This window comes from Archangium primigenium (assembly GCF_016904885.1).
In the GTDB taxonomy this organism is placed as follows: domain Bacteria; phylum Myxococcota; class Myxococcia; order Myxococcales; family Myxococcaceae; genus Cystobacter; species Cystobacter primigenius.
On record NZ_JADWYI010000001.1, the window covers coordinates 2,579,082 to 2,595,440 of the forward strand.

Consider the following 16,359-nt stretch of genomic DNA (forward strand, 5'->3'; position numbering starts at 1 on the left):
TACGCATCGGGGGGATGCATGGACGCCGTGATTACTTTCGACGACTCGCAGTGGCCGTTGTTGTCCGTGCGGCTCAGCGGGAACGTGTCGGATACGCAGTACGCCCAGTACCTCACCACCCTGGAGGGCTACCTGCAGCGGGGGGAGCGCTTCGTGTGCATCGTGGACGTGAGCCAGTGCTCCGTGCACTCGGTGGCCCAGCGCTACATGCACGCGGCGTGGATCCACAAGAACGAGGACCGGCTGCGCGAGCTGCTGCTGGGCCAGTCCTCGATCATGACGTCCGCGCACATGCGGCTGTCGCGCAGCATGCTCAACTACGTGAAGCCCCTGCCGGTGCCCAACGCGGCGGTGCCCGACATGGACGCGGCGCTGCGCTACGTGGCGGGCCGGCTGGAAGGCGAGGGCTGCCTGGCCCAGGCCGAGCGCATCCGGCACCGCTTCGGGCTGCGCATCCGCCAGGCGGGCTGAGCCGCTCGCCGCGCCAGCGTCCTGTGCGTCACCGGGAGGCCGCGGGAGACCGCGGCCTCCGGTGTTTTCAGGGGCCCACGGGGATGCGCTTCACGCGCCAGATTTCCTCGGCGTACTGCGTGATGGTGCGGTCCGAGGAGAAGATGCCCGCGTGCGCCACGTTGTGGATGGCCATGCGCGTCCAGCGCTCGGTGTCCTTGTAGGCGTGCGCCACGTCGCGCTGCCGGGCCGCGTAGGCGGCGAAGTCGGCGAGCACCAGGTAGCGGTCCTCCTCCAGGAGCCCGTCGATGAGCGGCTTGAAGAGGTGGCGATCCTCGGGCGAGAAGAAGCCGGAGGAGATGAGCTCCAGGGCCTCGCGCAGGTCCTGGTTCTTCTCGTACTCCTCGCGCGGCCGGTAGCCGGCGCGCTTGCGGGCGATGACCTCGTCGGCGGTGAGGCCGAAGAGGAAGAAGTTGTCGTCACCCACCGCCTGGCGGATCTCCACGTTGGCGCCGTCGAGCGTGCCCAGGGTGAGCGCGCCGTTGAGCATGAACTTCATGTTGCCGGTGCCCGAGGCCTCCCAGCCCGCGGTGGAGATCTGCTCGGACACGTCCGCCGCCGGGATGATGCGCTCGGCGAGGCTCACCCGGTAGTTGGGGATGAAGAGCACCTGGAGGCCCGTGGTGCCCGCGTCGCTGTTGACCACCTCGGCGATGCCGTTGATGAGGCGGATGATGAGCTTGGCCTGCACGTAGCCCGGGGCCGCCTTGGCGCCGAAGAGGAACACGCGCGGGGCGACGATGGTGCTCGGGTCCCGGCGCGCCTTCATCCACAGGGATACGATGTGGATGGCGTCCAGCAGCTGGCGCTTGTACTCGTGCAGGCGCTTGATCTGCACGTCGAAGATGGCGTCCGGGTTGAGGTTCACGCCGCACAGCTGGCTGAGGTGCTGGGACAGGTCCTGCTTGTTCTGCCGCTTCACCTGGGCGAAGGCCTCGCGGAAGCCGGCGTTCTGGGCCAGGGGCTCCAGCTCCCGCAGCTTGTCCAGGTTGGTGGTCCAGCCGTCCCCGATGTTGCGGGTGATGAGCTGGGACAGGCGCGGGTTGCTCCACAGGAGCCAGCGGCGGGGCGTCACGCCGTTGGTCTTGTTGTTGAAGCGCTCCGGGTACATCTCCGCGAACTCCGGCAGCACGTCGCGGCGCAGCAGGTTGGTGTGCAGCTCGGCCACGCCGTTGATGCTGTGGCTGCCCACCACCGCCAGGTGCGCCATGCGGATCTTCTTCTCCGGGCCCTCCTCCACCAGGCTCATGCGGCGGATGCGCTCGGTGTCGAAGGGGTAGCGGATCTGCACCTGGCGCAGGAAGCGCTGGTTGATCTCGAAGATGATCTCCAGGTGGCGCGGCAACAGGCGCTCGAAGAGCGAGGCGGGCCACTTCTCCATGGCCTCGGCCAGGAGCGTGTGGTTGGTGTAGCCGAAGGTGGCCTGGGTGATGGCGGCGGCCTCCTCCCAGGGCAGGTGCTTCTCGTCCACGAGCACGCGCATCAGCTCCGCCACGGCGATGGCCGGGTGGGTGTCGTTGAGCTGGATGGCGACCTTCTTGGGGAAGTCGCGGAAGTCCGAGTGCGTCTTGAGGTAGCGGCGCACGATGTCCGCGATGGAGCAGGCGACGAAGAAGTACTGCTGCTTGAGCCGCAGCTCCTTGCCGGCCTGGAAGGCGTCGTTGGGGTAGAGGACCTTGGAGATGACCTCCGAGTCGTTCTTCTCCACCACCGAGCGCTCGTAGTCGCCGGCGTTGAAGAGCTTGAGGTCGAACTCCTCGCTGGCGCGCGCCTGCCACAGGCGCAGGGTGTTGACGGTCTGGTTGCCGTAGCCGGCGATGGGTGTGTCATACGGCACGCCGATGACCGTCTTGGCGCCCACCCAGCGCGCCTGCGTCTTGCCGTCCGGGCCCTGGTGGTGCTCCACCCGGCCGTAGAAGCGCACCGGCACGGCCTTCTCCGGGCGGACGATCTCCCAGGGGTTGCCGAACTTGAGCCACTCGTCGGCGCGCTCCACCTGGTAGCCGTCGATGATGTCCTGGGTGAAGATGCCGAACTCGTAGCGGATGCCGTAGCCCATGCCCGGGTAGCCGAGCGTGGCCAGCGAGTCGAGGAAGCACGCGGCGAGGCGACCCAGACCGCCGTTGCCCAGACCCGCGTCCGGCTCCATCTCCACGAGCGCGCTCAGGTCCACACCCAGCTCGCGCATGGCCTGCTCGGCGGCCTCGTACATGCCCAGGTTGATGAGGTTGTTGCCCAAGGCGCGGCCGAGCAGGTACTCGGCCGACAGGTAGTAGGCGCGCTTCACGTCCTGCTCGTAGTACGTGCGCGCCGTGCGCACCCAGCGGTCGGTGAGCCGATCCCGCACGGCCAGGGCGAGGGCCATGAACTGATCGTGAGGCGTGGCGTTTTCCGGGTTCTTGCCGCGCGAGTAGCGCACGTGCTCGCGCACGCCGCGGTGCACGTTGGGTGCGTCCAGGCCGGTGCGGCTCGGCTCACGTCCGGTGTCGGACTCGGAGGTGGGCGGCACGGCGGTGGCGGGGACTCGGTGGGACATTCGACGGGCTCCTCGGTTGTTCCAGAGAGGAAGAGGATGAAGTGGGGCCCCAAACCCCAGGGCCCCACGGGGCCGGGCGAGGGTAGACCGGGCGGACGCTCCTCGCACCGAAAGAAAACGGCGGATGCCGTCAATCCGGCCCTCTCCTCGCCCTCCAGGCCTGGGAGTCGCGGGCGGGACGGACGCTTTCCCGCCCCTCCTCGACGGCGCCCCCCCACGCGAGCGACAATGGAGCACGCTCGCGGAGCGGACGAGGAGTCTGGTAGGAAGCGGGGCGTCAGGTCGTGCTCTCGACTTGAGACCCAGAAGGTTCTTTTTTCATGCCGAGCGACAAGAATGATCTCGTGCAGCGGGTCGCCATCTGCAAACCCGACGACACCGTGCGCGGATTCCTGTTCAAGTCCGTCTACACGCTGGTGGAGCAGCGCGTGGGTTCCTCCGGCACGGATCGCATGCTGCAGCAGCTGCGCATCAACAAGATGCCAGTCGACTTCTTCTCGTATCCGGCGGCGGACTTCCTGCGCATGCTCTACACGGCGGCCGACGTGCTGGAGCCCCACTACGCCTCGGTGGAGGACGCCATCCGCGCGTGCGGCGGGGCCACGGTGACGGGCTTCTTCAAGTCCTACGTGGGCAACACGCTCATGCGGCTGGTGGGCATTGGGGATCCCAAGCGCGTCTTCGCCTCGGTGGACACCATCTACTCGACGCTGGTGAGCTACGGAAAGCGCACCTCGGAGGAGCTGGGCGACAAGCGCCTGCGGTTGCACTACCGCGGCGACATGCAGCCCATCGCCTTCCACGAGGGCGCCCTGCGCGAGGCGCTCGTCGTGCTCCGGGGCAACGGCACGGCCAAGGGCACGGCCGTGGCCCTCAACTACGGGCAGTACGTGCTCGAGTGGACCTGAGCACGCGCCCGCCGCCGCTCAGCGCCGCCGGCCCGCCCAGAAGATGTTCGTGTCCGTGGCGTCGGTGATGGTCTCCAGCGTCGTCATGCCGCGCTCCGGGGTGCCCTCGCAGATGCTCTGGAACTGCGCCTTGCTGCGGTGGATGACGTTCCAATCACAGACGTACTCCATGACCGAGCGCCACGGATTGTTGTCGTGCAGGTTGGTGAGCAGCAGCAGGCCTCCGGGCGCGAGCTGCGAGCTCATCATGTCCAGGAAGCGGTGGATGACGTTCTCCTTGAGGTAGTCGAGGATGCCCGCGGCGATCACCACGTCCATGGGCCCGTCCGGGTGGCGCAGCTGCTCGAGCGTGTCCCGGTAGCGCAGGAGCTGGTAGGTGGACACCTGCACGAAGCGCAGCTCGGGGGCGGGGATGCCGCCGCGGGGCATGCGCGCGAGCTTCTCGAACTGCCGGCGGCAGAAGTCCAGGGGCGCCGGGTCGAAGTCGCACAGCGTGAACTGCCCCGAGCCGCCCATGCTGGTGTGCTCGCGCAGCGCGTGCTCGGGGCCGCAGGCGAAGGACAGCACGCGCAGGGGCCGGCCCAGCTCCTCCTCCTTCTTGTTCAGGTGATCCATGATCCACGGCGCGCGGGCGCGGTGCGCCTGGGCCGGGCCCACGTTGAGCGCGTAGTTGGACAGGATGCGCGCCATGGTGGAGACGCCGAGCTCCTCGGTGCCGAAGATCATGTCCACCATCACGTAGTCCCCCGGGTAGCCCAGGGGCTTGTCCACGCAGCGGCGGATGAGCGGGCACTGCAGGAAGAAGGGCTGCACCGCGGCGCGGTGATGCTCCATGGCGCCCTCGCGCTCGTCGGGCGTCATCGCCTTGTCCAGCTCGGTGAGCCGCGCGTACTGCTTGTCCAGCCAGAGCGTCACCTCGGGCGTGCGCTTGCGCAAGAGCTCCTGCTGCTCCTGCTGCATCACCGCGCGCTGCGCGGGATCTCGCGGGAAGCGGGCCAGCCGCTCGGGCAGACCATGCTGCAGTTCGTCGCTCAGCTCGGTGAGACCCTTGCGGATCTCCTCGGCGGTCTGGATGAAGTCATTGATAGCGGGCATACGGGATGGGGGGGGTTGGGGGAGACGCCGAGGCGCCGGCGCGGCCCCTCCCATCCTATCAGACAGGTCTCCTCGCGCGCATCGCCCCGGACTGTAGGGCGAGCGGCTTTTTCTCCCGTACCGGTGCGCGGTGACCCTACATATAGAGTAGGCCGACTATCCCGGAAGCGTTCAATTCCCCGCGTGGGCGTTGGCCACGGAGACCGCGTCGAGCTGGCTCGCCAGAGAGGAAACCTTGCCCCGGAAGTCCGCGAGCAGGTGCTTGGGCAGGGGCTCGGTGCGCGGGAAGTTCTGGTTGAGCGGGTTGACGTACTGGCCGTTCCGTTTGAGGGCGTAGTGCAGGTGCGGGCCGGTGCTGCGGCCGGTGTTGCCCGACAGGGCGATCACCTGCTTCTGGCTCACCCGGGCGCCGGAGCGCACGCCCTGGCCGAACTTGGACAGGTGCAGGTAGCACGTCTCGAAGCCGTTGGTGTGGCGCAGGCACACGGTGTTGCCGCCGGCGCCGGTGTTGGCCGCCACGGTGACGAGGCCATCGGCCACGGCCCACACGGGGGTGCCGATGCTCGCCGCGTAGTCCACGCCGTTGTGCGCCTTCACGTACTGGAGCACCGGGTGGAAGCGGCTGCCGAAGCTGCTGGTGACGTGGGCGTACTTGAGCGGGCTCTTGAGGAAGGCCTTGCGCGCGCTCGCGCCGTCCTCCTGGAAGAAGCTGGGGCGGCCGTCCGGCAGCTCGTAGCGGAAGACGCGCTTGGTGCCCACCGCGCCGCCCTGGTAGCTGGCCGCCAGCACCTCGCCGTAGCGCAACAGCCGCCCCTTGGAGACGAACTTCTCCACCAGCGCGCGCGCCCGGTCCCCCTGGCGCACGTCCCGGTAGAAGTCGATGTCCCAGGCGAACACGTCCGCGAGCGCCATGCCGATGGCGGGATCCTCCCCCGCCGTCACCGCCGCCATGTAGAGCGAGTGGGTGATGTCCAGGGTGACGAGCGCCACCTGCTTCTCCACCTCGATGGTGCGCTTGCTGCCCACGTAGCGCTCGCCATCGCGGCGCACCTGCCACTCGTCCACGGCGCTCTGGCGGTAGCCGAAGAAGTCCAGCTCCCCCTCGCGCAGCACCAGGCGGAACTGGTCGCCCACGCGCGACTTGCGGAAGTCGAACACGCCCTCCAGCGCGGCCACCACCGCGCCCACCTGCTCGGGCGGCAGTCCCGCGCCCTGCAGGGCCACGGCCAGGGGTTGGTTGGGCTCGATGCGGCGGTTCTTGACGGTGTAGCGCGTCGGGGCCGCGGGGGCGGCCGTCACGGCGAGCAGCAGGGCCAGGCAGAGCAGGGCGGGAGCGGCTTTCATGGGCCGGCGCAGTGTAGGGGAGCTACAGGCCTGTGCCCAACTTCCCGCCCGGGCTCGCCCGGACGCCTGGGTGCGTCCGGGGAGCGGGGTGGTTTTTTCCGCCCGGACTACAGACGGACTACAGGTCGATCTTCTTCTCGGTGTGGTTCTGCCCGTCGAAGCGCAGGAGCACGCCCTTGTTGTCGTAGCGGGTGATGATGCTCGTGGGGCGGCGCCAGAGCGACTGCACGTTGCGCAGCGTCTCGCGGGCGTAGTCGCCCTTGAGGTCCTGCCCGTCGTGCTTGTGCGCGATGAGCAGCTCGCCCCGGTTCTCGTGGTTGCCGTCCACCACCTCGATGATGGGCTGGCCGAAGTTGGTGAGCTGCTGCAAGAGCTTGTTCTTCACCTTGCGGAACTCCCGGTCGAGGATCTCCCAGGAGTTGCGCTTGTCGTTGAAGCCGTAGACGAAGAGCTTCTGCTCGATGGCGAACTCGGCGGTGAGGAACGTGTCGATGAAGGTGATGTCGTTGTAGTGCTTGCGCACCTCGAAGATCTTCTCGCGCCCCAGGCCCGTCTTCTTGTCCCAGGAGCGGCGCGCGCGCAGGTCATCGCACTCGTCCCACTCCTTGCCGAAGCGGCCCTTGTTCCAGCGGTCCTCGATGTCGCGCCACAGCTCGATGCCGAGCTTGTACGGGTTGAGCGAGCCGGGGCGGGTGCCCATGGTGCCCGAGTGCCGGTCCGCGTAGTCGATGACCTCGTCGTCCTTGAGCGCGCGCCGGGTCATGATGGTGGAGTGCCAGTAGCTGGCCCAGCCCTCGTTCATGATCTTCGTCTGGCCCTGGGGCGCGAAGTAGTAGGCCTCGTCGCGGATGATGGCGAGGATGTCCGCCTCCCACGGCTCCAGGGGGGCGTTCTCCAGGAGGAACTGGAGCACGTCGCGCTGGGGGCGCTCGGGGAACTTCTTGGACTTCTGCTTCTCGTCCTCCACGCGCTTCTTCTGGCTGTCGAGGAACTCGGAGGGGTTGATGAAGCCGCGCATGTACTCGCGGTCCACCTTGAAGCCCTCCACGCGCTCGTTGGACTTCATCTCGTCCTCGGCGCGCCGGGGGTCCGGGTTGCGGCGGATGTGGGGCGCGTGCTGGTCGATGAGGTTCTCGAGCGACAGCGTCCGGTCGATGAAGTCCTCCACCTTCTCCACGCCAATCTTGTCCACCCACCGGCGCACGCGCGTGGCGTGGTTGGCCATGTCGTCGATCATCCGGCGGTTGGTGTGCCGGAAGGAGAAGTTGTTCTTGAAGAAGTCGCAGTGCCCGTACACGTGCGCCATCACGAGCTTCTGATCGACGTCCGAGTTGCTCTCCAGGAGGTAGGCGTAGCAGGGGTCGTTGTTGATGACGAGCTCGTAGATCTTCGACAGGCCGTACTCGTAGCCCTTGGAGAGCTGCTCGTACTCCATGCCCCAGCGCCAGTGCGGGTAGCGCGTGGGGAAGCCGCCGTAGGCGGCCACCATGTTGAGCTCGTCGTAGCTGACGACCTCGAAGCGGGTGTCGAAGAAGTCCAGACCGAACTCCCGGGCGTGACCCTCGATCTCCTCCTTCAACGTGCGCAGCGGCGGGGTGAGGCTCTTGGGCATCGCGTACTCCGGGAAAGCGGGGGGGCGGGGGGGCCGTGCGTCAGCGGCCCTTGCCGAGGAAGTCCTTGATGGAGGGGTAGATGGCGTCCTTGTCGGCGATCTCGCTCAGGGCGACGTTGTTCGAGTCGCCCACGGCCTCGCGCAGATCCTTGATGAACTGGCCGCTGCCGTAGGGGCTCTCCACCTGGCCGTACGCGAACTGGTTCACCCCGGGCAGGATGTCCTCGCGCAGCATCTCGATGCACTGGCGCGTGTCGTCCGCGCTCCAGTTGTCCCCGTCGGAGAAGTGGAACGGGTACACGTTCCACGCGCTCTTGGGGTAGTCCGCCTTGATGATGTCCCGGCACAGCTTGTAGGCGCTGGAGATCATCGTGCCGCCGGACTCGCGGGTGTGGAAGAAGGTGTCGCGGTCCACCTCGCGCGCCACGGCGTCGTGGATGATGTAGCGCGACTCCAGGCCCTTGTACTGGTGGCGCAGCCACGTATCGAGCCAGAAGCTCTCGATGCGGACGATCTCCTTCTGCTCGTCCCCCATGGAGCCCGACACGTCCATCATGTAGATGATGACGGCGTTGGTCTCCGGCAGCTCCTGCAGCTTGTAGCTGCGGTAGCGCCGGTCCTCGCGCGTGGGGATGATGACGGGGCGGGCGGGGTCGTACGTGCCCATGGCGATCTGCCGCCGCAGGGCCTGCTTGTAGGTGCGCTTGAAGTGGCGCAGCGACTCGGGGCCCGTGGTGTTGACCCCGGTGTACTTGATCTTCTGGGTGACGATCTTCTCGTTGTGCCGCCGCTCGATGTTGGGCAGGCGCAACTCCTCGCCCAAGATCTGCGCCAGCTCGTCGAGCGTGACGTCGACCTCCAGGGTGTGGTCGCCCTCACCCTGGCCGGCCTGGTGCCCGTCCCCGGGCTGCACGGCGCCCGGAGACAGCTGCTGGCCCACCTCGCCATCCCCCTGGCCCACACCGCCCTGCTCCTTGTGGCCGTACTTGAAGTGGGGGATGTCGATGAAGGGAATGGGGATGGAGATCGTGTCCTTGCCCTTCTTGCCGATCATCTCCCCCTTCTGCACGTACTTGCGCAGGTTGGATTTGATCTTCCCGCGGACGATCTGTTTGAAGCGTGAGTGGTCCTGGTGGATGCGCAAAGACACGATCGGGCCCCTTATTCCTTGGCGTCGCCGCGAGCGAAGATGCTGGCCACGAAGTTGAGCACGTCCGTGGAGCAGATCTCGCAGTAGCCGTAGTTCTTCATCAACCGGTCCTTCACCAGATCGATCTTCTCCTGCGTCTCCTTGTCCACCACCGTGGACACCAGGTTCTTGAGCTTGATGCTGTCCTTCTGGTCCTCGAACAGCTTGAGCTCGAGCGCCTTGTGCAGCCGCTCGTTGGTCCGGTAGTTGAACGTCTTGCCGTCCACGGCGAGCGCGCCGATGTAGTTCATGATCTCCCGGCGGAAGTCTTCCTTGCGGGTGTCGGGGATGTCGATCTTCTCCTCGATGGACCGCATCAGGCGCTCATCCGGCTCCTCGTAGAGGCCGGTGTACTTGTTCTTGACCTTCTCCTTCTGGGTGTAGGCCTTGATGTTGTCGATGTAGTTGCCGCACAGCTTGCCGATGGCGTCCTCGTCGGCGCTGATGGCGCGCTGGACCTCGTTCTTGACGATGTCCTCGTACTCCTGCTTCACGCTGGTGAGCATCTCGCGGAAGCGCTTGCGCGCGTCCTCGCTGTTGATGAGCGAGTGCGCCTTGAGGCCCGCCTCCAGCTCGTTGAGCACCATGAAGGGGTTGATGCAGCCCTCGCCCTTGTCGCTCACCAGGGCGTTGGAGATCTTGTCCTGGATGTAGCGGGCGCTGATGCCCTCGAGGCCCTCGCGGCTGGACTCCTTGCGCAGCTCCTTGATGTTGTCCTCGGTGAAGTTGGGCAACGTCTTGCCGTTGTAGAGCTTGAGCTTCTGCAGGAGCGACAGGTTGTGCTTCTTGGGCTCCTCCAGGCGCGTGAGCACGGCCCACATGGCGGCCATCTCCAGCGTGTGCGGGGCGATGTGCTTGCCCTTGATGGCGCGGGAGTTGAAGTCCTTCTCGTAGATCTTCACCTCCTCGGACAGCTTGGTGATGTACGGGATGTCGATCTTCACCGTACGGTCACGCAAGGCCTCCATGAACTCGTTGGTCTCGAGCTTCTTGAACTCGGGCTCGTTGGTGTGCCCGATGATGACCTCGTCGATGTCCGTCTGGGGGAACTTCTTGGGCTTGATCTTGTGCTCTTGCGAGGCGCCCAGGAGGTCGTAGAGGAAGGCCACGTCGAGCTTGAGCACCTCGACGAACTCGATGAGGCCGCGGTTGGCGATGTTGAACTCGCCATCGAAGTTGAAGGCGCGCGGGTCGGAGTCCGAGCCGTACTCGGCGATCTTGCGGTAGTTGATGTCGCCGGTGAGCTCGGTGGAGTCCTGGTTCTTCTCGTCCTTGGGCTGGAAGGTGCCGATGCCCACGCGGTCCTTCTCGCTGAAGATGAGGCGGTTGACCGAGACGTGCTCGATGACCCGGGCGAAGTCGCCCTTGTACTGGGTCATCAGGTCCTTGAAGACGTAGCGGCAGGCGGGGCACAGCTCGCTGCCGGTGGGAATGGAGTAGCCGCTCTCCGCGGGGGACAGCTCCCCGAGCGCCTTCTGGCGCCACTCGCGCGGGATGAGGTTGAGGGGCTCCTCGTTCATCGGGCACTTCATCTTCTCGCGCACGGTGCCCGTGCCGTCCGCGTTCTTCTTCTCCAGCGTCCAGCTGAACGTGTAGGAGGCGCCCTCGGGCGTCTTGGAGTACTCCTCCAGGCCCTTCTTGAGCAGGCGCGCGATGGTGGACTTGGAGGAGCCCACGGGGCCGTGCAGCAGGATGACGCGCTTTTCCGTGCCGTAGCCCTGGGCCGCGGACTTGAAGACGTTGACGAGCTTCATCAGCGGCACGTCCAGGCCGAAGATGGCGTCCCGGCCGCCGAACTTCTCGTCGGAGAAGAAGTGGTAGCGGATGAGCTTCTTCTTGTTGTCGATGTACTCGCTCTTCCCGTGCGAGAGGATCATGTCGTAGATCCTCTGGAACGCCGTGCGGGTCACCTTGGGGTTCTTGCGCACGATCTCGAGGTAGTCCTCGAAGGAGCCCTCCCAGTGGAGTTCCGCGTAGGTCTTCGCGTCCTGGAGCGCGGCGATCTTCGCGACCCACGAACCCTTGTTTTCCAAGTCCTTCATGACTCTCCCTCGGGCGCCCTGGATACGCGGAATCCCGCGTTAGCAGAGGGCCTGAAAATGAACCTGGGGGGCTACTGGGCCATTCCAATTCCCACCCGTCATGGGTCCCCAGCACGGCAGCAGCGTTCGACCGCCCTTTTCGGGACCCCGCCGCGGGGTGGGACCGCGTGGCCAGCTCGTGTCGGGAGGGCGCGTCGCCGGTGCGGCGCGCTCCACCTTCCACGGGGTGAAAAGGCTCTTCTCAGTATAAACGAGCGCCTCGCGCGCAGCAGGGCCGCGCCCACCGGCCGGTCATCAGTGAACGGCTGGACGAAGGGATGAATGGAAATTGAACGGTCGGCTGTGGGGCCGGGTCTTCGCCTGCTCTACATGTCGGTCGCGGGCGCTGTCGGCTGTCGGACAGCGCGGGGGCGTGCCTAGTTGCGCGGCGGCAGGGCGACGAGGGTGGTGAGCACGGAGAGCAATTCCTCGGGCGCGATGGGCTTGGGCACGTGCATGTCGAAGCCCGCGTCGAGCGCGCGGGTGCGATCCTCCACCCGCGCGTAGGCGGTGAGCGCCACGGCGGTGACGTGGCCGCCCTCGGCGGGGGGCCGCGCGCGCACCCGGGCGATGAGCGCGTAGCCGTCCTCGCCCGGCATGCCGATGTCCGACAGGAGCAGGTCGGGCCGCGCCGTGTCGAACAGCGCGAGGGCCTCGGCCACGGAGGCGGCGGTGGTGACGTGCGCGCCGTGATCCTCGAGCAGCAGCTTGAGCATCTCCCGGCTGTCCTCCTCGTCATCCACCACGAGCAGGCGCCGGCCCTCGAGCACGGCGGGCGGGCGCGAGGGCACGAGGTCGGCCTGTGTCGCGCCGGGGGCGCGCGCCTGCGCGAGCGGCAGCCGCACGGTGAACCGGGCGCCGGGCGCGGGCGTGTTGTTCGAGGCGTGCACCGAGCCGCCGTGCAGCTCCACGAGGTGGCGCACGATGGCGAGCCCCAGCCCCAGGCCGCCGTGCTGGCGCGTGGTGCCGCCGTCGAGCTGGCGGAAGCGCTCGAAGAGGTGGGGCAGGAAGGCCTCGGGAATGCCGGGCCCCTCGTCCTGGACCGTCAGCTCCACGGCCGCGTCCTCGGCGCGCAGCCGCACCTGGACGGCGCCGCCGCCGGGCGAGAACTTCACCGCGTTGGCCACGAGGTTCCACACCACCTGTTGCAGGCGGCTCGCGTCGCCCATCACCCGCGCCTCCCGGGCGCCGAGGTCGGCGTGCAGGCGCATGCCCTTGGCCTCCGCGGCCGGACGCACCGACTCCATGGCGCCGAGGATGACGCCCTCCAGGGGGACGACCTGGGTGTCCAGCCGCAGCTTGCCGGAGACGATGCGGCTGACGTCCAGCAAGTCCTCCACGAGCTGGGCCTGGGCGTGGGCGTTGCGGTCCACGGTCTCCAGCGCGCGCGCCTGCTTGGCGGGCGGCAGCCGGCCGTCGCGCAAGAGCTTGAGCCAGCCGATCATCGCGGTGAGGGGCGTGCGCAATTCGTGGCTCACGGTGGCCAGGAATTCGTCCTTGAGGCGGTTGGCGTCCTCGGCGCGCGCGCGCTCCTCCCGGGCGAGCGAGTAGAGCAGGGCGTTGTCGAGCGCCAGGGCGGCGCGGTGGGTCACCTGCTCGAAGCGCAGCACGTCCTCGCGCCCGTAGCGGCGGCCCGAGGCGGCCGTGGTGAAGAAGGTGAGCACGCCGAGCGTGCGGCCCCGGGCGCGCAGGGGCACGGACACGAGCGACAGCAGCCGCAGGTCGAGCGCGGTGCGCAGGTGCGCTTCGCTCCGGGTGATGCGCTCGAGGAGCGCGCCCGTCACCTCGGGCACGAAGACGGTCTGGTCCAGGCGGGCGGCGCGCACGGGAGGGTGCTCGTTCTTGTCCTCGGGGGGATGGTGGCGCAGCACGTCGGCGGCCGGCGCCAGGGCGGGGTCCGCGTGCGCCACGAGCGCCCGCTGCATGTGGCCCGCCTCGTCCACCCGGTCCACCACGCACCAGTCCGCGAGCGACGGCACCGTGAGACGCACCACCTGCTCCAGGGTGGCCTGGGGCTCGAGCGAGCTCGTCAGGGCCTCGCTCACCTCGGAGATGAAGCGCAGGGCGTCGATGCCGCGCTTCTGGTCATCGATGTCCGTGCAGGCGCAGAAGCCGTGGGTGATGGCGCCCGTGGCATCGCGCAGCGCCAGGCCCTGGGCGAGGAACCAGCGGAAGGTGTCCTCGCCGGCCCGGCGCAGGCGGAACTCCATGCGGAAGGGCTGGCCGGCGGACAGGGCCAGGCGCATGGCCTCGTGCGTGGCCGCCACGTCGTCCGGGTGCAGCGCCTGGAGCCAGCCCTGGCCCAGGGCCCGCTCGGGCGTCTGCCCCGTGTACTCGTACCAGCGTGGGTTGAAGTACTCGGCGGTGCCGTCCGGCCGGGTCATCCAGATGAGCTGGGGCAGCATCTCCGTGAGCAGCCGGAAGCGCTCCTCGGACTCGCGCTGGGACTGCTCGGCGCGCTTGCGCGAGGTGATGTCCAGCACCACGCCCGCCAGCCGCGTGGGCTGTCCCGCGTCGTCGAGCAGGACCCGGCCCCGGTTCTCGTGCCAGCGCACGCCGCCCTCCGCGCGCAGGATGCGGTACTCCAGCCGGAACTCGGTGCTGGCGCCCAGCGAGCGCGAGAGCCGCTCCGCCATGCGGGGGCGATCCTCGGGGTGCAGGAGCGTGAGGAAGGCCTCGAGCGTGGTGGGAAAGGCGTGGTGCGCCATGCCGGACATCACCTCGATGTGGGACGACCACGTCAGGCGCCGGGTGCGCAGGTCCGCCTCCCAGGCGCCCACCTCCGAGGCCTTCAAGGTCCGGCGCAGGTGGGCCTCGTTCTCGCGCAGCGCGAGCTCGGCGCGTTGGCGATGGGCCAGGGCCTCCTCGGCGCTCCGGCGCGCGCGCGCCTGCTCCGTCACGTCCGCGGCGAAGATCAGCACCGCCTCCACCTGGCCGCTCGCGTCGAGGATGGGCTCGAGCGTGTAGTCGATGAAGAACTCCTGCCCGGTGCCGGGCACGGCGGGGTCGGCGACCCAGTGACGGTCGGTGCCCGAGCGGCCCCGGCCGCTCTGGATGACCTCGTCCAGCAGTTCCCGGCCGTGCGCGGGCATGCGCGCGTCCGGGTCTCCGCCGCCCAGCAGCTTGACGAGCATGGGGTTGGCGAACTCCAGCCGGCGCTCCCGGGCCTGGTAGACGCCCACCCCGGCGGGCACCTGGGTGAGCACGTGGAGGTAGCGCTGGCGCTGGCGCTCGCCCTCGACCGCGAGCAGCAGGCGCTGTCGCTCGTCGCGCTGGCGCTCGTCGGCGAGCCGCTCGCGCTCGCGTGTCCGGGTGTCGCGCAGGACGGTCACCCAGGACAGGCCGATGAAGGCCATGACGAAGCCGCTGCCCAGGAGCACGGTGAGCCGCGAGTGCCACGAGGTGCGCTCCAGCCGCGTGTTGCGCGTGTCCAGCCGCCGTTGCTCCTCGGCGTCCATGCGCTCCTCCAGCTCGCGCAGCTCGGTCATCAGCCGCTGGCCATCGCCCGTGCGCAGGGAGGCGAGCGCCACGTCGGGCTGTCCGGAGCGGGTGAGGGTGAGGTTGCGCTCGAGCTGCGCGAGCTCCCGGTGCACGAGCGTCTCCAGGCGGTCGAGCCGCTCGCGCTGGAGCGGGTCCTCCGGGGCGAGCGCCCTCAGCCGCGCGAGCGAGCCGGTGATGTGCCGCCGTGACTCCTCCAGGGGGGGCGCGTCGGGGGCCTCGCGCATGAACAGCAGCCCGCGCTGCTGGGTCTCCGCCTCCTTCACCAGGTAGAGCAGGTGGTCCGCTTCGTTGAGGAAGTCGAGGGACCGGGCCAGCTCGCGCGACGTGTCGACGAGGCGCTGGGTGGCGTCCAGGAAGAGCAGGGCGATGACCCCCACGGCCAGCATCGCCACGGCGTGTCCCAGGAGCACTGGCCGCGCGGAGCGCGCGCGGAGCGGGGATTCATCGGCGGGGGACGCTCCAGGAGCGGGGGGGCGGGGGTCCATGGCGTGCGTTCCGGGCGTAACACAACGCCCCGCCGAAAAACGGGGAGGGGCCCGCCGGTGCGCACCAGGGAACAGAGCGGCCGTGTTCCCGGGCGGCGCGTGGGGGCTACTCGGACAACGCGCGCTGGTCGGCGAGCTGTCGGGTGCACGCGTTCTTCATGTCCACGTAGTACCCCTTGGTGGACAGGGAGATGGCCTGGGTGTAGCGCTCCAGGGCCTCGGGGTAGCGGCCCGTGGCGTCGAGCAGCACGCCCAGGTTGTAGAGGGCGGGGGCGTTGTCCGGGTGGGCGCGCACGTAGGCCTCCATCTGGGTGACGGCGCCGGGCATGTCCCCCGTGCGCGCCGCCTGGAGGATGGGCTGCTGGGCCCGGTCCTCGTCATCCATGCGCAAGGAGCGCGTCTCGTAGTGGGGCGTGATGTGCGCGAGGATGTGGCGCACCACCTCGCGGCCCGCGTTGTCCAGGGCCTCGTTCGCGTCCAGGCCCCGTCCGCTCGCCGTGTACTCCTGCTCGGCGAGCAGGGTGTCCCCCGAGGCGGTGAAGGCCGTGAGCGTCACCAGGGCGCGGCCCTCGTAGAAGGACACGGGCCGCTCGTCCGTGCCGCCCTTGCTCGCGCGCGGCTTGGGGCGCTCCGTCTTGCGCGCCGCGCTCCACTCGTGCACGTCCAGGCGCAGGCCCACCTCGCCGGGGGCGCCGAGCGGCGCGGGGCCCGGCGCGAGCAGGCGCACCGAGTCGCCGGCCACCTTCACCACGCGCCCCTCGTGGGTCCGGTCCGCCACCTGGAAGTGGCCCTGCGCCCGCGCCTGGTGGCTCAACTCCTGGAGGAGGAAGTCCCGGGCTCCGGGGCGGCCCTCCGTCTGGACCACCGTCAACAGGCGCGAGGCGCCCAGGTTGACCGGCGCGGGCTTGAGGACGTGGATGGTCAACTGCGGTGCACAGCTGGTGGCCAGCGTGGTGGCGAAGGCCAGCACGACGTGGCGCTTGGCGCGCAGGGACAGCATGTGGATGGTTCCCCCCGGGTGAGACGGCCCTGGAACAGGGCGGCGCGATTTTAACACGGAGGCTTGACAGGAGGGGGGAGAGGAGGGCGAGGGCTCGC

General features: G+C 68.6%; 10 protein-coding genes. 2 read left to right on the top strand and 8 right to left on the bottom strand.

Features of this window, described 5'->3' with window-relative positions; translation table 11 throughout:
• Positions 1–18: 18 nt before the first annotated feature.
• Positions 19–471, top strand: coding sequence for a hypothetical protein (locus I3V78_RS10975; protein ID WP_204486878.1), 453 nt, complete (start codon positions 19–21; stop codon positions 469–471).
• A 67-nt stretch (positions 472–538) separates the two neighbouring features.
• On the opposite strand, the gene I3V78_RS10980 is transcribed toward I3V78_RS10975, so the two are convergent.
• On the bottom strand, positions 539–3,046 hold the full coding sequence (locus I3V78_RS10980; protein WP_204486880.1) for a glycogen/starch/alpha-glucan phosphorylase: 2,508 nt from the start codon (positions 3,044–3,046) through the stop codon (positions 539–541).
• A 320-nt stretch (positions 3,047–3,366) separates the two neighbouring features.
• Between I3V78_RS10980 and I3V78_RS10985 the strand changes: the two genes are divergently transcribed.
• Positions 3,367–3,954 (top strand): TIGR02265 family protein, encoded by a 588-nt coding sequence (locus tag I3V78_RS10985; protein WP_204486882.1) that lies wholly within the window; start codon positions 3,367–3,369, stop codon positions 3,952–3,954.
• 18 nt (positions 3,955–3,972) lie between these two features.
• Here I3V78_RS10985 and I3V78_RS10990 read toward each other — a convergent pair whose 3' ends face one another.
• The 7 genes from I3V78_RS10990 to I3V78_RS11020 all read right to left on the bottom strand — a co-directional run bounded on the left by I3V78_RS10990 (position 3,973) and on the right by I3V78_RS11020 (position 16,261).
• Positions 3,973–5,049, bottom strand: coding sequence for a class I SAM-dependent methyltransferase (locus tag I3V78_RS10990; RefSeq protein WP_204486884.1), 1,077 nt, complete (start codon positions 5,047–5,049; stop codon positions 3,973–3,975).
• A 171-nt stretch (positions 5,050–5,220) separates the two neighbouring features.
• Positions 5,221–6,393, bottom strand: a complete 1,173-nt coding sequence (locus tag I3V78_RS10995; protein WP_204486886.1) for a peptidoglycan DD-metalloendopeptidase family protein — start codon at positions 6,391–6,393, stop codon at positions 5,221–5,223.
• A 118-nt stretch (positions 6,394–6,511) separates the two neighbouring features.
• Entirely contained in the window at positions 6,512–8,005 is a 1,494-nt protein-coding gene (locus tag I3V78_RS11000) for a SpoVR family protein (RefSeq protein ID WP_204486888.1), read from the bottom strand.
• Positions 8,006–8,045: 40 nt separating this feature from the next.
• Positions 8,046–9,155 (bottom strand): DUF444 family protein, encoded by a 1,110-nt coding sequence (locus I3V78_RS11005; RefSeq protein ID WP_204486891.1) that lies wholly within the window; start codon positions 9,153–9,155, stop codon positions 8,046–8,048.
• A gap of 11 nt (positions 9,156–9,166) precedes the next feature.
• Positions 9,167–11,236, bottom strand: coding sequence for a PrkA family serine protein kinase (locus tag I3V78_RS11010; RefSeq protein ID WP_204486893.1), 2,070 nt, complete (start codon positions 11,234–11,236; stop codon positions 9,167–9,169).
• A 416-nt stretch (positions 11,237–11,652) separates the two neighbouring features.
• Positions 11,653–15,162 (bottom strand): PAS domain S-box protein, encoded by a 3,510-nt coding sequence (locus I3V78_RS11015; RefSeq protein WP_239577551.1) that lies wholly within the window; start codon positions 15,160–15,162, stop codon positions 11,653–11,655.
• A 205-nt stretch (positions 15,163–15,367) separates the two neighbouring features.
• Entirely contained in the window at positions 15,368–16,261 is an 894-nt protein-coding gene (locus tag I3V78_RS11020; RefSeq protein ID WP_204486897.1) for a tetratricopeptide repeat protein, read from the bottom strand.
• Between the last annotated feature and the right edge of the window lie 98 nt (positions 16,262–16,359).

Coding starts and splice junctions, on each gene's coding strand:
- I3V78_RS10975 (WP_204486878.1), top strand. CDS start 19: ATGGACGCCGTGATTACTTTCGACGACTCGCAGTGGCCGTTGTTGTCC.
- I3V78_RS10980 (WP_204486880.1), bottom strand. CDS start 3,046: ATGTCCCACCGAGTCCCCGCCACCGCCGTGCCGCCCACCTCCGAGTCC.
- I3V78_RS10985 (WP_204486882.1), top strand. CDS start 3,367: ATGCCGAGCGACAAGAATGATCTCGTGCAGCGGGTCGCCATCTGCAAA.
- I3V78_RS10990 (WP_204486884.1), bottom strand. CDS start 5,049: ATGCCCGCTATCAATGACTTCATCCAGACCGCCGAGGAGATCCGCAAG.
- I3V78_RS10995 (WP_204486886.1), bottom strand. CDS start 6,393: ATGAAAGCCGCTCCCGCCCTGCTCTGCCTGGCCCTGCTGCTCGCCGTG.
- I3V78_RS11000 (WP_204486888.1), bottom strand. CDS start 8,005: ATGCCCAAGAGCCTCACCCCGCCGCTGCGCACGTTGAAGGAGGAGATC.
- I3V78_RS11010 (WP_204486893.1), bottom strand. CDS start 11,236: ATGAAGGACTTGGAAAACAAGGGTTCGTGGGTCGCGAAGATCGCCGCG.
- I3V78_RS11015 (WP_239577551.1), bottom strand. CDS start 15,162: ATGCTGGCCGTGGGGGTCATCGCCCTGCTCTTCCTGGACGCCACCCAG.
- I3V78_RS11020 (WP_204486897.1), bottom strand. CDS start 16,261: ATGCTGTCCCTGCGCGCCAAGCGCCACGTCGTGCTGGCCTTCGCCACC.